The 14,678-nt window shown below is 65.4% G+C and carries 14 protein-coding genes and 1 tRNA gene; 4 read left to right on the top strand and 11 right to left on the bottom strand.

Annotated elements, in window-relative coordinates; translation table 11 throughout:
* Window positions 1–6 precede the first annotated feature (6 nt).
* Window positions 7–1,425: a transglycosylase SLT domain-containing protein gene (locus HV681_RS23920; RefSeq protein ID WP_175125417.1), complete on the top strand. Its 1,419-nt coding sequence runs from the start codon at window positions 7–9 to the stop codon at window positions 1,423–1,425.
* A gap of 129 nt (window positions 1,426–1,554) precedes the next feature.
* On the top strand, window positions 1,555–2,340 hold the full coding sequence (fabI, locus tag HV681_RS23925; RefSeq protein WP_175125419.1) for an enoyl-ACP reductase FabI: 786 nt from the start codon (window positions 1,555–1,557) through the stop codon (window positions 2,338–2,340).
* A gap of 81 nt (window positions 2,341–2,421) precedes the next feature.
* Here fabI and HV681_RS23930 read toward each other — a convergent pair whose 3' ends face one another.
* Complete coding sequence (locus HV681_RS23930) at window positions 2,422–2,820, bottom strand: OsmC family protein (protein WP_175125427.1); 399 nt, start codon at window positions 2,818–2,820, stop codon at window positions 2,422–2,424.
* A 209-nt stretch (window positions 2,821–3,029) separates the two neighbouring features.
* On the opposite strand from HV681_RS23930, the gene HV681_RS23935 reads away from it, so the two are divergent.
* Window positions 3,030–3,707, top strand: coding sequence for a tellurite resistance TerB family protein (locus tag HV681_RS23935; RefSeq protein ID WP_175125429.1), 678 nt, complete (start codon window positions 3,030–3,032; stop codon window positions 3,705–3,707).
* 86 nt (window positions 3,708–3,793) lie between these two features.
* Here the strand turns inward: HV681_RS23935 and HV681_RS23940 are convergent, their stop codons facing one another.
* The 3 genes from HV681_RS23940 to HV681_RS23950 all read right to left on the bottom strand — a co-directional run bounded on the left by HV681_RS23940 (window position 3,794) and on the right by HV681_RS23950 (window position 6,696).
* Complete coding sequence (locus HV681_RS23940; protein ID WP_175125431.1) at window positions 3,794–4,780, bottom strand: tripartite tricarboxylate transporter substrate binding protein; 987 nt, start codon at window positions 4,778–4,780, stop codon at window positions 3,794–3,796.
* A 19-nt stretch (window positions 4,781–4,799) separates the two neighbouring features.
* Window positions 4,800–5,684, bottom strand: a complete 885-nt coding sequence (nadC, locus tag HV681_RS23945) for a carboxylating nicotinate-nucleotide diphosphorylase (RefSeq protein ID WP_175125433.1) — start codon at window positions 5,682–5,684, stop codon at window positions 4,800–4,802.
* 82 nt (window positions 5,685–5,766) lie between these two features.
* On the bottom strand, window positions 5,767–6,696 hold the full coding sequence (locus HV681_RS23950; RefSeq protein WP_175125435.1) for an NUDIX hydrolase: 930 nt from the start codon (window positions 6,694–6,696) through the stop codon (window positions 5,767–5,769).
* A gap of 222 nt (window positions 6,697–6,918) precedes the next feature.
* Between HV681_RS23950 and HV681_RS23955 the strand changes: the two genes are divergently transcribed.
* The gene (locus tag HV681_RS23955) at window positions 6,919–7,146 is read left to right on the top strand and encodes a hypothetical protein (protein WP_175125437.1); all 228 of its coding nucleotides are present in this window, start codon (window positions 6,919–6,921) and stop codon (window positions 7,144–7,146) included.
* A gap of 52 nt (window positions 7,147–7,198) precedes the next feature.
* Here the strand turns inward: HV681_RS23955 and HV681_RS23960 are convergent, their stop codons facing one another.
* The 7 genes from HV681_RS23960 to HV681_RS23990 all read right to left on the bottom strand — a co-directional run bounded on the left by HV681_RS23960 (window position 7,199) and on the right by HV681_RS23990 (window position 14,670).
* Window positions 7,199–8,164, bottom strand: coding sequence for a Bug family tripartite tricarboxylate transporter substrate binding protein (locus HV681_RS23960; RefSeq protein ID WP_175125439.1), 966 nt, complete (start codon window positions 8,162–8,164; stop codon window positions 7,199–7,201).
* Between the two features lie 69 nt (window positions 8,165–8,233).
* Complete coding sequence (locus HV681_RS23965) at window positions 8,234–9,412, bottom strand: CaiB/BaiF CoA transferase family protein (protein ID WP_175125442.1); 1,179 nt, start codon at window positions 9,410–9,412, stop codon at window positions 8,234–8,236.
* Window positions 9,413–9,441: 29 nt separating this feature from the next.
* Window positions 9,442–10,380, bottom strand: coding sequence for a hydroxymethylglutaryl-CoA lyase (locus tag HV681_RS23970; RefSeq protein WP_217467868.1), 939 nt, complete (start codon window positions 10,378–10,380; stop codon window positions 9,442–9,444).
* A 196-nt stretch (window positions 10,381–10,576) separates the two neighbouring features.
* On the bottom strand, window positions 10,577–11,509 hold the full coding sequence (locus tag HV681_RS23975; protein WP_175125454.1) for a LysR substrate-binding domain-containing protein: 933 nt from the start codon (window positions 11,507–11,509) through the stop codon (window positions 10,577–10,579).
* 115 nt (window positions 11,510–11,624) lie between these two features.
* Window positions 11,625–11,715, bottom strand: a tRNA-Ser gene (locus tag HV681_RS23980).
* 145 nt (window positions 11,716–11,860) lie between these two features.
* Complete coding sequence (locus HV681_RS23985) at window positions 11,861–13,414, bottom strand: SpoVR family protein (protein WP_175125455.1); 1,554 nt, start codon at window positions 13,412–13,414, stop codon at window positions 11,861–11,863.
* Entirely contained in the window at window positions 13,411–14,670 is a 1,260-nt protein-coding gene (locus HV681_RS23990) for a YeaH/YhbH family protein (RefSeq protein WP_175125456.1), read from the bottom strand. The genes HV681_RS23985 and HV681_RS23990 overlap by 4 nt, the downstream gene beginning before the upstream one ends.
* Window positions 14,671–14,678: the final 8 nt, after the last annotated feature.

Genomic DNA, 14,678 nt, shown 5'->3' on the forward strand with positions numbered 1-14,678 from the left:
CACCTGATGAATCTATCCCGACTCCTTCTGCCGCTCATGCTGGCAGTCCTCGCCGGTTGCGCAGGAACCAAAGCCCCCGATAACAAGAACCTCACCACCAATTCCCAAGGCCGATACATCGCCCGGGACACTTCCCGCACGATCGACCTGACCAACCCGCCGGCCGACGCCTGGGACCGCATCCGCCGCGGTTTCGCGATCCCCAACCTGAATACCGACCTCTCCAAGCAGTGGACCGACTACTACGCGTCCCACCCCGAGGCGGTGCAGCGCATGGCGGAACGCGCGGGCAAATACCTGTATTTCATCGTCGACGAGATCAACCGCCGCGGTCTGCCGACCGAGCTGGCGCTGCTGCCCTTCGTGGAAAGCGCGTACAACCCGACGGCGCTGTCCCGCGCGCAGGCTTCGGGCCTGTGGCAGTTCGTGCCGGCCACGGGCCAGCATTTCAACCTGAAGCAGGACTGGTGGCGCGACGAGCGTCGCGATCCCATCGCCTCAACCAACGCAGCCCTGGACTACCTGGAAAAGCTGTTTGAAATGCAGGGCGACTGGTACCTCGCCCTGGCCTCTTACAACTGGGGCGAAGGCTCGGTGCAGCGCGCCATGGCCAAGAACGAGGCCGCCGGCCAGAACACCGACTACCTGTCGCTGAACATGCCGGACGAGACCCGCAACTACGTGCCCAAGCTGCAGGCCATCAAGAACATCATTGCGGATCCGCAGCGCTATGCCGTGGCCCTGCCGCCCGTGGGCAACACCCCGTACTTCGTGACGGTGCAGAAGAACAGCGACATCGACCTTGAAATCGCCGCCAAGCTGGCCGAAATGCCGCTGGACGAATTCAAGGCCCTGAACCCGTCCTTCAACCGCCCGGTCATCCGCGGCGACCACGGCCCCACCCTGCTGCTGCCGGCCGACCGCGTTGAAATCTTCAACGCCAACCTCACCAACTACAAGGGCGACCTGTCCGCCTGGAAGGTCTACCACTCCCGGCGCGGCGAGTCCTACGCGGCCATCGCCAAGCGCTTTGGCGTATCCGAAGCCTCGCTGCGCGAGACCAACGACATCAGCCGCCGCCAGAAATCCGCGAACGGCCAGGCGCTGCTGGTGCCGGGCGACCCCGGCACGGGCGGCGTGCAGATCGCATCGCTGGCCCCGCCGGTGGGCGCGCTGGACGCGGCGCCGCAGGACAACAAGGCCGCCGCCCCGCGTGGCCGCACCACGCAGGCGCCCGCCGCCCGCGTTTCCAGCGCCCGCCCCAACGTCCGCAGCCACAAGGTCCGCCAGGGCGACACCCTGTTCTCGCTGGCCAAGCAATACGGCACCACGGTCGACGCGCTGCGTGCGCTCAACAACATCAAGGGCAGTGCCCTGAAGATCGGCACGCAGCTCCGCGTGCCGGGCACAAACGCGCGCGGGTAACTCCCGCCACACTCGGCGCGGCACACCGGCGCGGCACCCCGCAAAGGGGCCGCGCCGTTTTGCCCGCTGGACCGCCAAATTCCCTAAAATAGGCGGCCTCCAGAAGGGAAAAATTTCAAGGACACATCTATGGGCTTTCTCGCCGGCAAGCGCATCCTGGTCACCGGGGTGCTTTCCAACCGTTCCATCGCCTACGGCATCGCGCGCGCCTGTCATCAGCAAGGCGCCGAACTGGCGTTCACCTACGTGGGCGACCGCTTCAAGGACCGCGTCAGCGAATTCGCCGCCGAATTCGGCAGCAACATCGTGCTGCCCTGCGACGTGGCCGAAGACAGCCAGATCGACGGCGCCTTCGCCGAACTGGGCAAGCACTGGGACGGCCTGGACGGCCTGGTCCACTCCATTGGCTTCGCCCCGCGTGAAGCCATTGCCGGCAACTTCCTGGACGGCCTGTCGCGCGAAGGTTTTCGCATCGCCCACGACATCTCGGCCTACAGCTTTGCCGCCATGGCCAAGGCCGCGCTGCCCCTGATGGAAGGCCGCAACGGTTCCGTGCTGACGCTGACGTACCTGGGCGCCGAGCGCGTGGTTCCCAACTACAACACGATGGGTCTGGCCAAGGCGTCGCTTGAAGCCAGCGTGCGCTACCTGGCCACGGCGCTGGGCCCGCGCGGCATCCGTGCCAACGGCATCTCCGCCGGCCCGATCAAGACCCTGGCCGCCAGCGGCATCAAGGACTTCTCGGCCATCCTGAAGTTCGTGGAAAACCAGTCCCCCCTGCGCCGCAACATCACCATCGAAGACGTCGGCAACGTCGCGGCCTTCATGCTGTCGGACCTGGCTGCCGGCGTGACCGGCGAGATCACCCACGTGGACGGCGGCTTCTCGACCATCGTTCCGGGCATGGAAGAGTAAGACTTTCTTGGGACGGGGCCTGGCGCCCCGCCTTGTCGAACGGGGCCGGTTTCTCCGGCCCCTTCTCAGATTTCCGGTTTCTCAGTCCGGCCGCACGATCAGCGTGGACACCTGCACGTCCACCGCCGTCATCAGCTTGTGGATCGGGCACTTCTCGGCCACGGTCAGCAATTCGTCGATCTGCGCATCGGACAACTCGCCGTGCAGCGTCAGCTTGGCGGTCAGGCGGTAGATGCCACGGCGTTCCTCGCTGGCATCGCGCACCACTTCCACCCCCACCGATTCCAGCGGCAGGCCCTTGCGCTGCGCGTAGACCATCAGCGTCATCGCCTTGCATCCGCCCAGCGCGGTATCGAAGTAATCGTGCGGATCCGGCCCCTCGCCTTGCGGCTTGGGCATGTCCAGCGGCAGGTCGTGGCCTTCGGCCGTGGCGGTGAATTGCAGGGACTGGGGCGCATTCTGGCGCACGCGGATGCTCATGGTTCGGTTCTCCTGTGTTGGGACTACCAGGGACAGCCTTGGATGATCTGGCTGCGCCTGTGCATGGGGCGGCCGGTCGGCCGGCGACAAGGACGGTTGTAGCACTTGCCGCAGCCTTCCGGGGCCGGATCAACCGCCTGACGGTTAGCTGAACTTCCTGCGACGGCCACGGTCCGATATCCCTGACCGATCGTTTTACAGGAGGCCGCATGAGCGCCCGGCAATTACTTGATCAACTGTTGCAGTCCGGACAAGGGCTGCTTTCCGACACGACGAACCGCGTGCAGAACGCCACCGGCGGCAAGGGATCGTCCCTGCTTTCCGGCTTGGGCGGCGGCGCCCTGGGCGCAGGCGCCCTAGGCCTCTTGATGGGCAGCAAGAAGGCCCGCAAGATCGGCGGCAAGGTCGCCATGTACGGCGGCATGGCCGCGCTGGGCGCATTGGCCTATCGCGCCTACGGCGACTGGCAGCGCAAGCAGGCGGGCGCGCCCACTGCCCCGCCCCAGACGCTGGACCGCCTGCCCGCCCCCGAGGCCGAACAGCACAGCAACGCCGTCCTCACCGCCATGATCGGCGCGGCCAAGGCCGACGGCCACATCGGTCCCGAGGAAAAAACCCTGCTGGAAACGGAACTGGCCAAGCTGTCATCCGACGCCCAGGACCGCCGCTGGCTGGAAGCCGAGCTGTCCCGTCCGCTGGATCCCAGCGTCATTGCCCAGTCGGCCAAGACGCCCGAAATGGCGGCGGAAATGTACCTGGCCAGCCTGCTCGTCGTGGACCAGGAAAGCTACATGGAGCGCGCGTACCTGGATGAGCTGGCGCGTCAGCTCAAGCTGGAACCGGGCCTGAAGGAGCAATTGGAGCAGCACGCCAAAGCGGCTGTCTGATAGCAGCGGCTGACGCTGCAACCGTAGTTTCAGCCCCCTCCGCGGCCGATTCCGCGCATCACGCGCCGGATCGGCCGCTTTGCCGTTCAATCCGCCCGCAATCCGATCGCCTCGGTCAGCGCGGTATAGCGGTCGATGTCCGCGCCGATCATCTGCTGAAACTCTTGCGGCGAGCTGCTGGCAGGCGTAAAGCCCTGCTCACGCAGTGCGGCCTGCACATCCGGCCGCCGCACGATCTTCCCCACCGCCGCATTCAGCTTGTCGACCACTGCCGGCGGCGTCGCCGCCGGGGTCAACAGCCCGTGCCACTGATCCAGCGCATAGCCTGACACGCCCTGCTCGGCCACCGTCGGCACAGTGGGCATGAGCGGTGACCGCGCGGGCGACGTCACGGCCAGCGCGCGCAGCTTGCCCGCGGCGATCAACGGCGCCGCGCTGGAAGCCGTCACCACCCCCACGCCCACCTGCCCCGCCATCACATCGGTCAGCGCCGGGCCACATCCCTTGTACGGCACCTGCTGCATCACCGCACCCGTCTTGCGCGACAGCATCTCGCCCGCCAGATGCTGCGGTGTGCCGTTGCCGCACGTCGCAAACGCCAGCGGCTTGTCCGGCAGGGCGGCCAAGATCACGTCATCAAGATTGCGCAAAGGCGACGCCGCCGGCACGACAAACACCGAGGGCACGAAAGCCACATTGATGACCGCCGAAAAATCCCGGTTCGGCGAGAAGCCCAGATTGCGATAGACGCCCGGGTTGATCGCAAACGAGCTGTTCACCATCAGCAGCGTGTAGCCGTCCGGCGGCGACTCGGCCACGATCCGGGCACCGATGTTGCCGCTGGCGCCCGGCCGATTCTCCACCACCACCGGCTGCCCCAACGACTCCTGCAGACTGGCGCCGATGCGGCGTGCAAGCAGATCGGTCCCGCCGCCGGGCGGGAACGTCACGACGATCGTGATGGGATGCGACGGATACGACGCATCGCCCGGCGCCTCGCCCGAGGGCGGATTACCGCAGGCCGTCAGCGACAGAGCAACAAGCGTAAGAGACGAGAGCAGCAGGCGTTTCATGTTCGGGACCAATGAAAAGTCAGGCGTCCAGACCAATGTCCAGCACCTTGGCGCTGTGCGTCAGCCACCCCACGGCGATCTGGTCCACGCCGGTAGCGGCCACGGCCGCCGCGGTTTCGGGCGTGATCCGGCCCGAGGCTTCCGTAATCGCCCGGCCCCGCGCCATCGCGACGGCGCGACGCAGGTCATCCAGGCTCATGTTGTCCAGCAGCACCACGTCCACGCCCAGCGACAGCGCCACTTCAAGCTGCTCCAGCGTGTCCACTTCCAGCTCGATCTTCACCATGTGGCCCACGCCGGCGCGCGCCCGTTCGACGGCCGTCGCCACGCTGCCGGCCAGCGCAATGTGGTTGTCCTTGATGAGCACCGCGTCGTCCAGCCCATGACGGTGATTGCTGCCGCCGCCCACGCGCACCGCGTACTTTTGCACCGCCCGCAACCCCGGCATGGTCTTGCGCGTGCAGGTGACACGCGCGCCGAAATCCGAGATGGCCCGGGCGATCGACGCCGTGGCTGTCGCCACGCCGCTCAGGTGACACAGAAAATTGAGCGCCACCCGCTCCGCGCTAAGCATCGCGCGCGCATTGCCCTGGATGCGCGCGATCTCCATCCCGGGCTCGAGATCGCTGCCATCGCGGCGCGACACCGTGAATGCCAGGTTCGGGTCCATCGTGCGGAACGCCAGCCGGGCCAGATCCAATCCCGCCAGCACGCCCTCCTGCCGCGCCACGAGCCGCGTTTCGGCCGTGGCATCGGCCGGCACGATGGCGTCGGTCGTCAGGTCGCCAGCGCGGCCCAGGTCCTCCAACAACGCCGCCCGCACGAGCGGCTCCAGCATGACGTCCGGCAGCGGCGGAACGGGAAGGCGATCGGCTGCGAGGGGCTTTGCGGCTTTAATGCTCATTTTGAGTATTTGTATCGTAAAAAAAGGCGCGCAAGAATTGCGCACCACTTATGCTAATTATGAGTATAAGCCTTGTCAAGCATCAAACGACGCGCGACACCGGCAGCTTGCTGCCTGCAATGGCCCGCTCCAACAGCACGTCGCGCCGGAACCGGAACAGTTTGGCGGGCCGGCCGGCGGTGCCGGTCGCCATGGCGCCGGTCTCTTCGACCAGATCCTGCTGTTCGATGAAGCGGCGGAAGTTCTGCTTGTGCAACCCACGCCCCGCCAGCGCCTCGACCGCCATCTGCAGCTGCAACAGCGTGAACTCGTCCGGCATCAGTTCAAACACCACCGGGCGGTACTTGATCTTGGCGCGCAGCCTCGCAATGCCGGTGGCCAGGATGCGCCGGTGGTCGTGGCGCATCGGCTGTCCGGGCACCACCGCGGTTTCGCCGGTGCGCCGCACCGCCTCGGGCACCAGCCCGGCTTCGAACAACAGTTCGTAGCGCTGCAGCACCATGTCCTCATTCCACGCTGCGCCATCCAGTCCAAAGGTGATCGCCGCGCGCTGCTGGCGGCGCGCGCGGACCGATGCGTCCGCGCTGCCTTCGCACCACGCGGTGAGCCGCGGCACGATCACATCCTCGACGAGCGCCGGCGTGCCCGCGCGGCGGTCTTCCCACGGAAAGTAGCGATACCAGTCCTGCCAGCCGACTTGCGCAACGCCCGTCTCGCCCGCTTCGCGCGTGAGGCCCAGGTAGCTGACCGAGATGACCCGCCCGCCGGACTCATCCGAGCGATCGCCGTCCGCAAAGGTATACAGCTGCTCGACATACCCCAACGGATGATGCGTCTGCGCCTCGACCCAATCGCGCAGGCCGGCCTGCAGCGACCGGTGCGACAACTCGAACGGCCCGGCCGGCAACGCCCTGGCATCGTCCGTCGTCAGCACCCGCGGCTCGCCGTTGGTCACCGCAACCAGCACGGCAACGAGTTCAGCATGGACGGAGCGTTCGACGGATTCGGTCAAGGTGGGCGTGGGGATATCGAGAATGGGCGGTCGGCGGAAAATGGCGGCGCGAAGCTCGAGATTATAAGGACGCAGTGTGGCAAGTTTTGATGGCCTCGTCCTGCAACAGCCCCTTGCAATCGTGACATCCAGAACGCTGCCTCACCGGGATGGGGGTTCTAAGATGGATCCATGTCCAGGCGCGGCGCCATCCTGGCCTCGCGCGCAGTCGGAGCAATCGCCATGCTGAAAACCACCCCTGATCCCACCACTGCGTCCAAGGGTGCGGACGAACAAAAGCCCCCGACAGACCCGCGCAAGGGTACCGAAACCCTACCCATGCCGGATGAAAGCAACGTCGTCGCCGGCATGCCGCGGCGTGGCCGCGCCATTGCGGAACCCGGAGAACCGGGCGTCATCACGCCGGAAGACGACGTGCTGGATACGTCGTACGACACGCCCAAGACGTGACGCGCACGGTGTTCCGCGCATCGGGATCGCCGGCGCAAAGCCGGCGATCCCCTCAGTCCAGCTTCACCTTCGCACCCTCGATCACAGGCTTCCACTTCTGGTAGTCCTGCTTGATGGTCTCCGCGAACTGTTCCGGCGTCGTGGGCATGGCCTGCGCGCCCTGAGCCGCCAAGGCCTCCTGCATCGCCGGCAATGCCAGCACCTTGTTGAGCTCCGTGTTCAGCGTCTGGATGACGGGTTTGGGCGTCTTGGCGGGCGCCAGCAAGCCATACCAGACCCGTACGTCAAAGCCGGGATAACCCAGTTCCGCCACGGTCGGCACGTCGGGCAGCGCCGGGCTGCGCTGCGGCGAGGTAACGGCCAGCGCGACCGCGCTGCCGGCCTTGAGCTGCGGCGCCGCCGACGGGATGGACGTGAAGATCACCGGCACCTGCCCGCCCAGCAGATCCGCCATGGCGGGCCCCGACCCCTTGTACGGCACATGGACCAGCTTGACGTCCGCGCGCTGCTGGAGCAGTTCGGCAGCCAGGTGCGTGATGGTGCCGGCGCCCGGCGACCCGTAGTTGACGGCTCCCGGCGCCTTGCGGGCCGCTTCGATCAGCGCCTGCAAGGTCTGGTAGGGACTGGATTTTCCGGCCACGATGACCAGGGGCGCTTCGCCCACGATGCCAATCGGCGCAAAGTCCTTGATCGGGTCGTAGGAGAGCTTGCTGTAGATGGAAGGCGCCACCGCCAGGTTGTCGACCTGCCCCATGACGATCTCATAGCCGTCCGGCTTGGCCCGCGCGGCCGCGCCGATGCCGATGGTGCCGCCTGCGCCCGGCCGGTTCTCGGCCACCACGTTCCATTTGGTCGTCTCGCCCAGCTTGGCGCTCACTGTGCGCGACAGGAAGTCCGTGCCGCCGCCTGGCGTGAACGGCACGATGATGCGGATGGGTTGATTCGGGTAGGACTCCTGGGCGTGGGCGCCTGCCGCGACGCCCAGCACGCAAGCTGAAAGCAGAAGGTTGCGTAGCATGTCGTTTGTCTCCGTCGTTATTGCTTTATGGGCAGGCTGTGTCGCCTTGGTGGTCCTGCCGCGGCGCATTCAGATGACGCCGCGTTCCTGCAAACCGCGGATGTCCTCCTGCGCGAATCCGAATCGCAGCAGGACATCGCGAGTATCGGCGCCCAGCGCGGGCGCGGCTTGCACGGGCCGGGCTTCGGCCTGCGCAAACTTGATCGGGAAGCCCAGCATCCGCACATCGCCGTGGCCGCCATGCGGCACGTCGATGGCCATGCGCTGGTCCTGCACCTGAGGATCCTCGAACACTTCCTGCAGGTTCAGCACCTGACCGCACGGCACGCCGAACCGGTTCAGGCGTTCGATCCAGTGGGCGCTGGTGTGCTGACGCGTGCGCGTCTGGATGGCCTCGGTGATGGCACCACGATTGCGCATGCGATCGGCGTTCGTCGCAAAACGGGGATCGGCGCGCAGTTCCGATAGCTCCAACGCGTCCAGCAGCTTGTGATAGACGGCGTCGTTGCTGGGCGCGATTGCGACCTGCCCGTCGGCCGTCTCGAACAGCCCGTAGGGCGACGCGATGCCGTGATCGTTGCCCGTGCGCGCAGGCAGCCGGCCGTCGGCAAAATAGTTCGACGCCTGAAAGCTCAAGAGGCCGATCATGCTGCCCAGGAGGCTCACGCTGACGCTGTCACCCTGCCCGGTGCGCTCGCGCCGCAGCAGTGCCGCCACGATGCCGAGCGCGCCATTCATGCCGGCCACCAGATCGCTGATGGGGGGGCCCGCGCGCATGGGCGGCTGACTTTCCGCGCCATTCAGGCTCATGAACCCGCTCATCGCCTGCGCGATGAAATCGAATGCCGGCCGGTCGCGATAAGGCCCCGTCGTACCAAAGCCGTTGATGCTGCAATGAATGATGTCGGGCTTGAGCGCCTTGAGCGCCTCGTCGCCCAGCCCCATCTTCTGCATTACGCCCGGCCGGTAGTTCTCGACGATGACATCGCATTCGGCGATGAGGCGCCGCAGCACGGCCTTGCCTTCCTCGCTGTAAAGGTCGAGCGTGACAGATTTCTTGTTGCGGTTGTAGTTGGCGAAGTACCAGCTCAGGCCGTCGCGTATCACGCCCTGGGCGCGCACCGGGTCGCCTTCGCCCGGCGTCTCGATCTTGATGACCTCTGCGCCCATGTCGGCAAGCAGAGAGGTGCAGAACGGACCCGAGATGATGCGGGTCAGGTCCAGAATGCGGAATCCGGATAAAGGCATGGGTTCTTTTGAATCCAGGGTTGCGGAAATCAGCCGACGGCGGCCACGGCGCCGTCGTAATCGTGCAAGGCAAGACGCGGCCCGGCCTTCATCACCTGTCCTGACAACCGGCGCTTCATCACCTGCTCAAGATGCCGCGACGCCTGGATCAGCGCCGCCAGGTCGATGCCCGTCTCGATGTCCATCTCGTGCAGCAGGTTGACCGTGTCCTCGGTGCAGACATTTCCCGTCGCCCCGGGCGCGAAAGGACAGCCGCCCAAGCCGCCCAGCGACGATTCAAAGGATGTGATGCCGGCATGCAGCCCCTCGACCACATTCACCAGCCCGAGGCCGCGCGTGTTGTGAAAATGCAGCGAAAAGTCCATGGCCGGAAAAGCGGCGCGCAGCGCGTCCACCGTCTTGCGCACCAGCCGCGGCGTCGCCATGCCCGTCGTGTCGCCGAGCGTGACGGCGTCGAAATCCAGGCGGGCAAACTCGGCCACGATGGTCTTCAACGAGGCGATATCGACATCGCCTTCAAACGGACAACCGAAGGCGACCGCGATGGCGCCCTTGCGCCGCATGGGATGTTCCTGCAACAGCGCCGCCACATCCTCGATGTCGCGTAGCGATTGCTCCACGGACCGGTTCAGGTTCTTTCTGTTGTGGCTTTCGCTGGCCGACAGGAACACCACGACTTCATCGGCACGCGATGCCAGCGCACGTTCAACGCCGCGCGGGTTCGGCGCCAGCGCGCTCAACACCACGCCCGGCCGCTTGTCCGCCAGCGCCAGCAACTCCGCGGCGTCGCGCATCTGCGGCACGGCACGGGGCGACACGAACGAGGTCGCCTCGATGTGCCGCACGCCGGCGGCAATCAGTTCATTCAGGATGGCAGCCTTGGTCTCGGTGGGCACAAACTCGGACTCGCTTTGCAGTCCGTCCCGCAGTCCCACCTCCACGATCTGCACTCGGCTTGGAAGGCTCACGTCTCTCTCTCCTCGCGCCCGCGCGGCGGGCGGTACATGGGCTTGATGAGCCATCTTCCGAGGTCCGCCGGCGTGGCACAAATCGCGATTCTTCAGCGGGGCATCGCCATTCGCGATGGCTGCGCGCGGCGGCGCCTGCGTTGGCCGTCCGGATTTTGCTACGCAACATACGGATCCGAATCCCGAAAGACCTGCCTCAATTGCCAGAGGCGGCGGCCTCTTGCAGCAGGTGTTCCATCAGCAACCGGGCAGCGCCGGACAGGGGCTCATTGCTGCGCACGCACAACTTGAGCTGGCGACGCGCCCACGCGTCCGTCAAAGGGATAATCCGTAGATCGCCGCAATCGAAGAGGGACAGCGCCTCCACGGGCACGATGCCGATACCCAGCTCGCAGCGCACCATCGATACCAGCGCATCGTATGACGTGACCTGGAACCGCAGCCGCACCGTCCGATTGATGGCTGCCGCCTCGCGCGTGAACAGGTAGTTCGCCGCGCTGCCCCGGTGCATGCCGACGTGGTCATATTCCAGCGTGTCGGCAAACGCCACGCGCTCCCGCGCAGCCAGCGGATGAGACCGGTTGGCCAGCAGCGTCATCACATCGCGCCGGTACGGAAAACTCTGCAGCCCGCTGTCGTCGTCGGTCTGGGTATAGATACCGATATCGCTCATGTTCTGCTGCACCGCTCGCGTCACCGCGGAACTGACGTTCTCCTCCAGATCGATCTGCACGCCGGGGTGCAGCGTCAGAAAGCGCCGCAGATCCTGCGGCAGGAACTGCGTGATGGAAGACAGGTTGGCCGCGATGCGCACATGCCCGCGCACGCCCGATGAAAAATCGCGGATCTCGTCCGTGAGGCCGCGCGCCTGATGCAGCAGCGCCCGCGCATGCCGCGCCAACGCGTGGCCAGCGCCCGTCGCCGCCACCCCTCGAGCATGCCGCGTGATCAGCACCACATCCAGGATGCGCTCCAGCTCCGACAGCCGCTTGCTCAGCGCCGAGGGCGCAATGTGCTCACGCGCGGCGGCCGCGGCAATGCTGCCCTCTTCGACCACGGCCACAAAGACCTGCAGGCTGTAGAGATCCAGGCGAGGCGCGGATGATCGAATCGGCAGGTCGAAAGTCATGGCACGAGCGTACCGTAACGATTCCCGGAAATGCAAAAGGCCCCGGTCTCTGGGAGATCGGGGCCTTTTTTGGCTTGGCCGCTTTTTGGGGGCTTGGCGGCCTTGCCAGTATTCTTGGCGGACAGAGGGGGATTCGAACCCCCGATACGCTTTTGACGTATACACGCTTTCCAGGCGTGCGCCTTCAACCACTCGGCCACCTGTCCTACTGCACTTCCAGGGGCCTTTCGGTGCTGATGAAAGACGCTGCTGAAAATGCGAATCCGCGATTCTAGCAGAATCGGCAACAGCACAGCAAGCGGGCAAACAAAAAGGGACGCACTACGCGCGTCCCTTCCCCTGCCGGCGCCATTACTTCGACGCGGGCGGGTCCTGCTCCCGGTAGGAGCTGATCGTGCCGTCCGGTTCGGTTTCTTCCAGCCGGACGCGGAATCCCCATAGACGTGCCAGATGCTTCATGACCTGTTCGGCATCTTCACCGGCCAGCGGCCGGCCGCGGCTCTTCAAGTGGCGCAGCACCAGCGAGCGGTCGGTGTCGCGGTTGAAGCGGACGACCTGGATGTCGGGCACCAGGTTGTCGCGATTGTGCTGCGCGGCGAGCAGGCGCCGGATGTCGCGGTAGCCCTCGTCGTCGTGGATCGCGGCCACTTCCAGTTTGGGGTTGGCTTGGTGGTCCGAGATCGCGAAGAAGCGGAATTCGCGGATCAGGCGCGGGGACAGATACTGCGAGATGTAGGACTCGTCCTTGAAGTTGCGCATGGCGAAGTCCAACGTCTTCAACCAGTCGCCGCCCGCGATGTCGGGGAACCAGCGGCGGTCTTCGGGCGTGGGCGCTTCGCAGATGCGGCGGATGTCCGACATCATTGCAAAGCCCAGTGCGTACGGGTTGATGCCGCCATAGCCGCGCTCGTCAAAGCCGCGCTGGCTGACGACGTTGGTGTGGCTTTGCAGGAACTCCATCATGAAGCCGTCGTTCACCAGGCCCTTCTCGTGCAGGCGGTTCAGGATGGTGTAGTGCCAGAACGTGGCCCAGCCTTCGTTCATGACCTTGGTCTGGGTCTGCGGATAGAAATACTGCGCGACCTTGCGGACGATGCGCACCAGCTCCTTCTGCCACGGGGCCAGCTTGGGCGAGTACTTCTCGATGAAGTACAGCAGGTTCTCCTCGGGCTCGGGCGGAAACACGGACGCCGCGACGCGCGTGTCCTTGTCCGCTTCGATGCGCGGCAGCGTGCGCCACAGGTCGTTGTACTGCAGGCGCGCGTGTTCCTCGCGCTCGGCCTGGCGGGTGGCCTCTTCCTTGAAGGAGACCGGCGTCGGGCGCTTGTAGCGGTCGACGCCGTGATGCGACAGCGCATGGCACGAGTCCAGCAGCGACTCCACGGCGTCGATGCCGTAGCGGTCTTCGCACGCCATCACGTACTTGCGCGCGAACACCAGGTAGTCCAGCACGCCGTCGGCGTCTGTCCATTGCCGGAAGAGATAGTTGCCCTTGAAGAAGGAATTGTGCCCGTAGCAGGCATGCGCGATCACCAGCGCCTGCATCGGCATGGAATTCTCTTCCATGAGGTAAGAAATGCACGGGTTGGAATTGATGACGATTTCGTACGCCAGCCCCTGCATGCCGCGTCGGTAGTACTGCTCGTTGCGGATGAATTCCTTGCCGTACGACCAATGCGGGTAGCCAATGGGCAAGCCCGCCGACGCGTACGCGTCCAGCATCTGTTCCGAGGTGATGACCTCGATCTGGTTCGGATAGGTGTCCAAGCCATATTCGCGCGCAATCTGCGAGATCGCGTCGTCATAGGTCTGGATCAGTTCGAACGTCCATTCGGAACCCTGCGAGATCGGCCGGACACCGCCGTCCGATCCCGGCTCCACGAGCGCACCCATGTTGGCGTTCATGCGGTCTCCTTCTTGAACAGGTCGTGGAACACGGGAAAGATTTCCCCGCGGTCGCAAATGCGCCGCATGACGAAGTGCGGTTCCAGTTTCTGTTCATACTCGGCCCACAGACTGCTCTTGCGGGCTTCCTGCGAGTCGGGGATTTCGATGTAGGCAAAGTAGCGCGACGAAGGCAGCAGATGCTCGGCCAGGAATCGCGCGCTCTTGCCCGCATCGGCGCCAAACGAGTCGCCGTCGCTGGCCTGCGCCGCGTAGACGTTCCACGCGGACGGCGGATAGCGCTTTTCAAGGATCTCGCGCATCAGCTCCAATGCCGACAACACGATCGTGCCGCCGCTCTTGGGGTCGTAGAAGAACGTGTGCTCGTCCACTTCCTCGGCGTTGTCGGTGTGGCGGATGAACACCAGATCGACGTGCTCGTACTTGCGCGACAGGAACAGGTAGAGCAGCGTGAAGAAGCGCTTGGCCAGATCCTTCTTGCCCTCGTCCATCGAGCCGGACACGTCCATCAGGCAGAACATGACGGCGCGCGCCATGGGGATGGCGACCGACACGCGGTTGCGATAGCGCAGATCCAGGTCGTCCAGGAACGGCACGCGCGCCAGACGCTCGCGGCAATCCTCGACCTCCTGTTCCAGCTCGCGGATTCGGGCCTGCGACACGCCGGCAGCCTTGGCCTCTTCCAGCGCGTCCTCGGCATCGCGCAGGTCGGCGCGCGCCTTCACGCCCAGCGACACCCGACGTGCCAGCGATGACTTCAGCGTGCGGCTGATGCTCAGCGTGCTGGGCGAGCCGGTGGTGGTGTAGCCGGCGCGCTGCCACTTCTTCTGGCTGACTTCGCCAAGCTGGTTGCGCGCCAGGTGCGGCAGTTCCAGATCCTCGAAAAAGAGGTTCAGGAATTCAGCACGCGACAGGCTGAAGGTGAACTGGTCCACCGACTCACCTTCACCTGGCTCGGAGCCGCCCTCGCCCTGCCCGCCCTGCGGCCGGTCGAAGGTGTCGCCCTTGGCGAATTCGCGGTTGCCCGGATGCACCATTTCGCGGTCGCCGCCCGCGCCGTGCCGGAATGTCGGCTCGGAAATATCGCGGGCGGGCAGGTTGATCTCACCGCCTTGATCCATGTCCTGGATCGAGCGGTCACGGATCATCCCGTGTACCGCCTTGCGGATCTGATCCTTGTAACGCCGCAGAAAGCGTTCCCGGTTAACGGCGCTCTTGTTGCGACCGTTAAGACGGCGATCGATCAGTGAATTCATGATTCACC

The sequence above is a fragment of the Achromobacter animicus genome (assembly GCF_902859585.1).
Classification (GTDB): Bacteria; Pseudomonadota; Gammaproteobacteria; order Burkholderiales; family Burkholderiaceae_B; genus Achromobacter; species Achromobacter animicus.

What these genes read in the sequence shown, in the direction of transcription:
- HV681_RS23920 (WP_175125417.1), top strand. Translation starts at nt 7, where the DNA reads ATGAATCTATCCCGACTCCTTCTGCCGCTCATGCTGGCAGTCCTCGCC.
- fabI (WP_175125419.1), top strand. Translation starts at nt 1,555, where the DNA reads ATGGGCTTTCTCGCCGGCAAGCGCATCCTGGTCACCGGGGTGCTTTCC.
- HV681_RS23930 (WP_175125427.1), bottom strand. Translation starts at nt 2,820, where the DNA reads ATGAGCATCCGCGTGCGCCAGAATGCGCCCCAGTCCCTGCAATTCACC.
- HV681_RS23935 (WP_175125429.1), top strand. Translation starts at nt 3,030, where the DNA reads ATGAGCGCCCGGCAATTACTTGATCAACTGTTGCAGTCCGGACAAGGG.
- HV681_RS23940 (WP_175125431.1), bottom strand. Translation starts at nt 4,780, where the DNA reads ATGAAACGCCTGCTGCTCTCGTCTCTTACGCTTGTTGCTCTGTCGCTG.
- nadC (WP_175125433.1), bottom strand. Translation starts at nt 5,684, where the DNA reads ATGAGCATTAAAGCCGCAAAGCCCCTCGCAGCCGATCGCCTTCCCGTT.
- HV681_RS23955 (WP_175125437.1), top strand. Translation starts at nt 6,919, where the DNA reads ATGCTGAAAACCACCCCTGATCCCACCACTGCGTCCAAGGGTGCGGAC.
- HV681_RS23960 (WP_175125439.1), bottom strand. Translation starts at nt 8,164, where the DNA reads ATGCTACGCAACCTTCTGCTTTCAGCTTGCGTGCTGGGCGTCGCGGCA.
- HV681_RS23965 (WP_175125442.1), bottom strand. Translation starts at nt 9,412, where the DNA reads ATGCCTTTATCCGGATTCCGCATTCTGGACCTGACCCGCATCATCTCG.
- HV681_RS23975 (WP_175125454.1), bottom strand. Translation starts at nt 11,509, where the DNA reads ATGACTTTCGACCTGCCGATTCGATCATCCGCGCCTCGCCTGGATCTC.
- HV681_RS23985 (WP_175125455.1), bottom strand. Translation starts at nt 13,414, where the DNA reads ATGAACGCCAACATGGGTGCGCTCGTGGAGCCGGGATCGGACGGCGGT.
- HV681_RS23990 (WP_175125456.1), bottom strand. Translation starts at nt 14,670, where the DNA reads ATGAATTCACTGATCGATCGCCGTCTTAACGGTCGCAACAAGAGCGCC.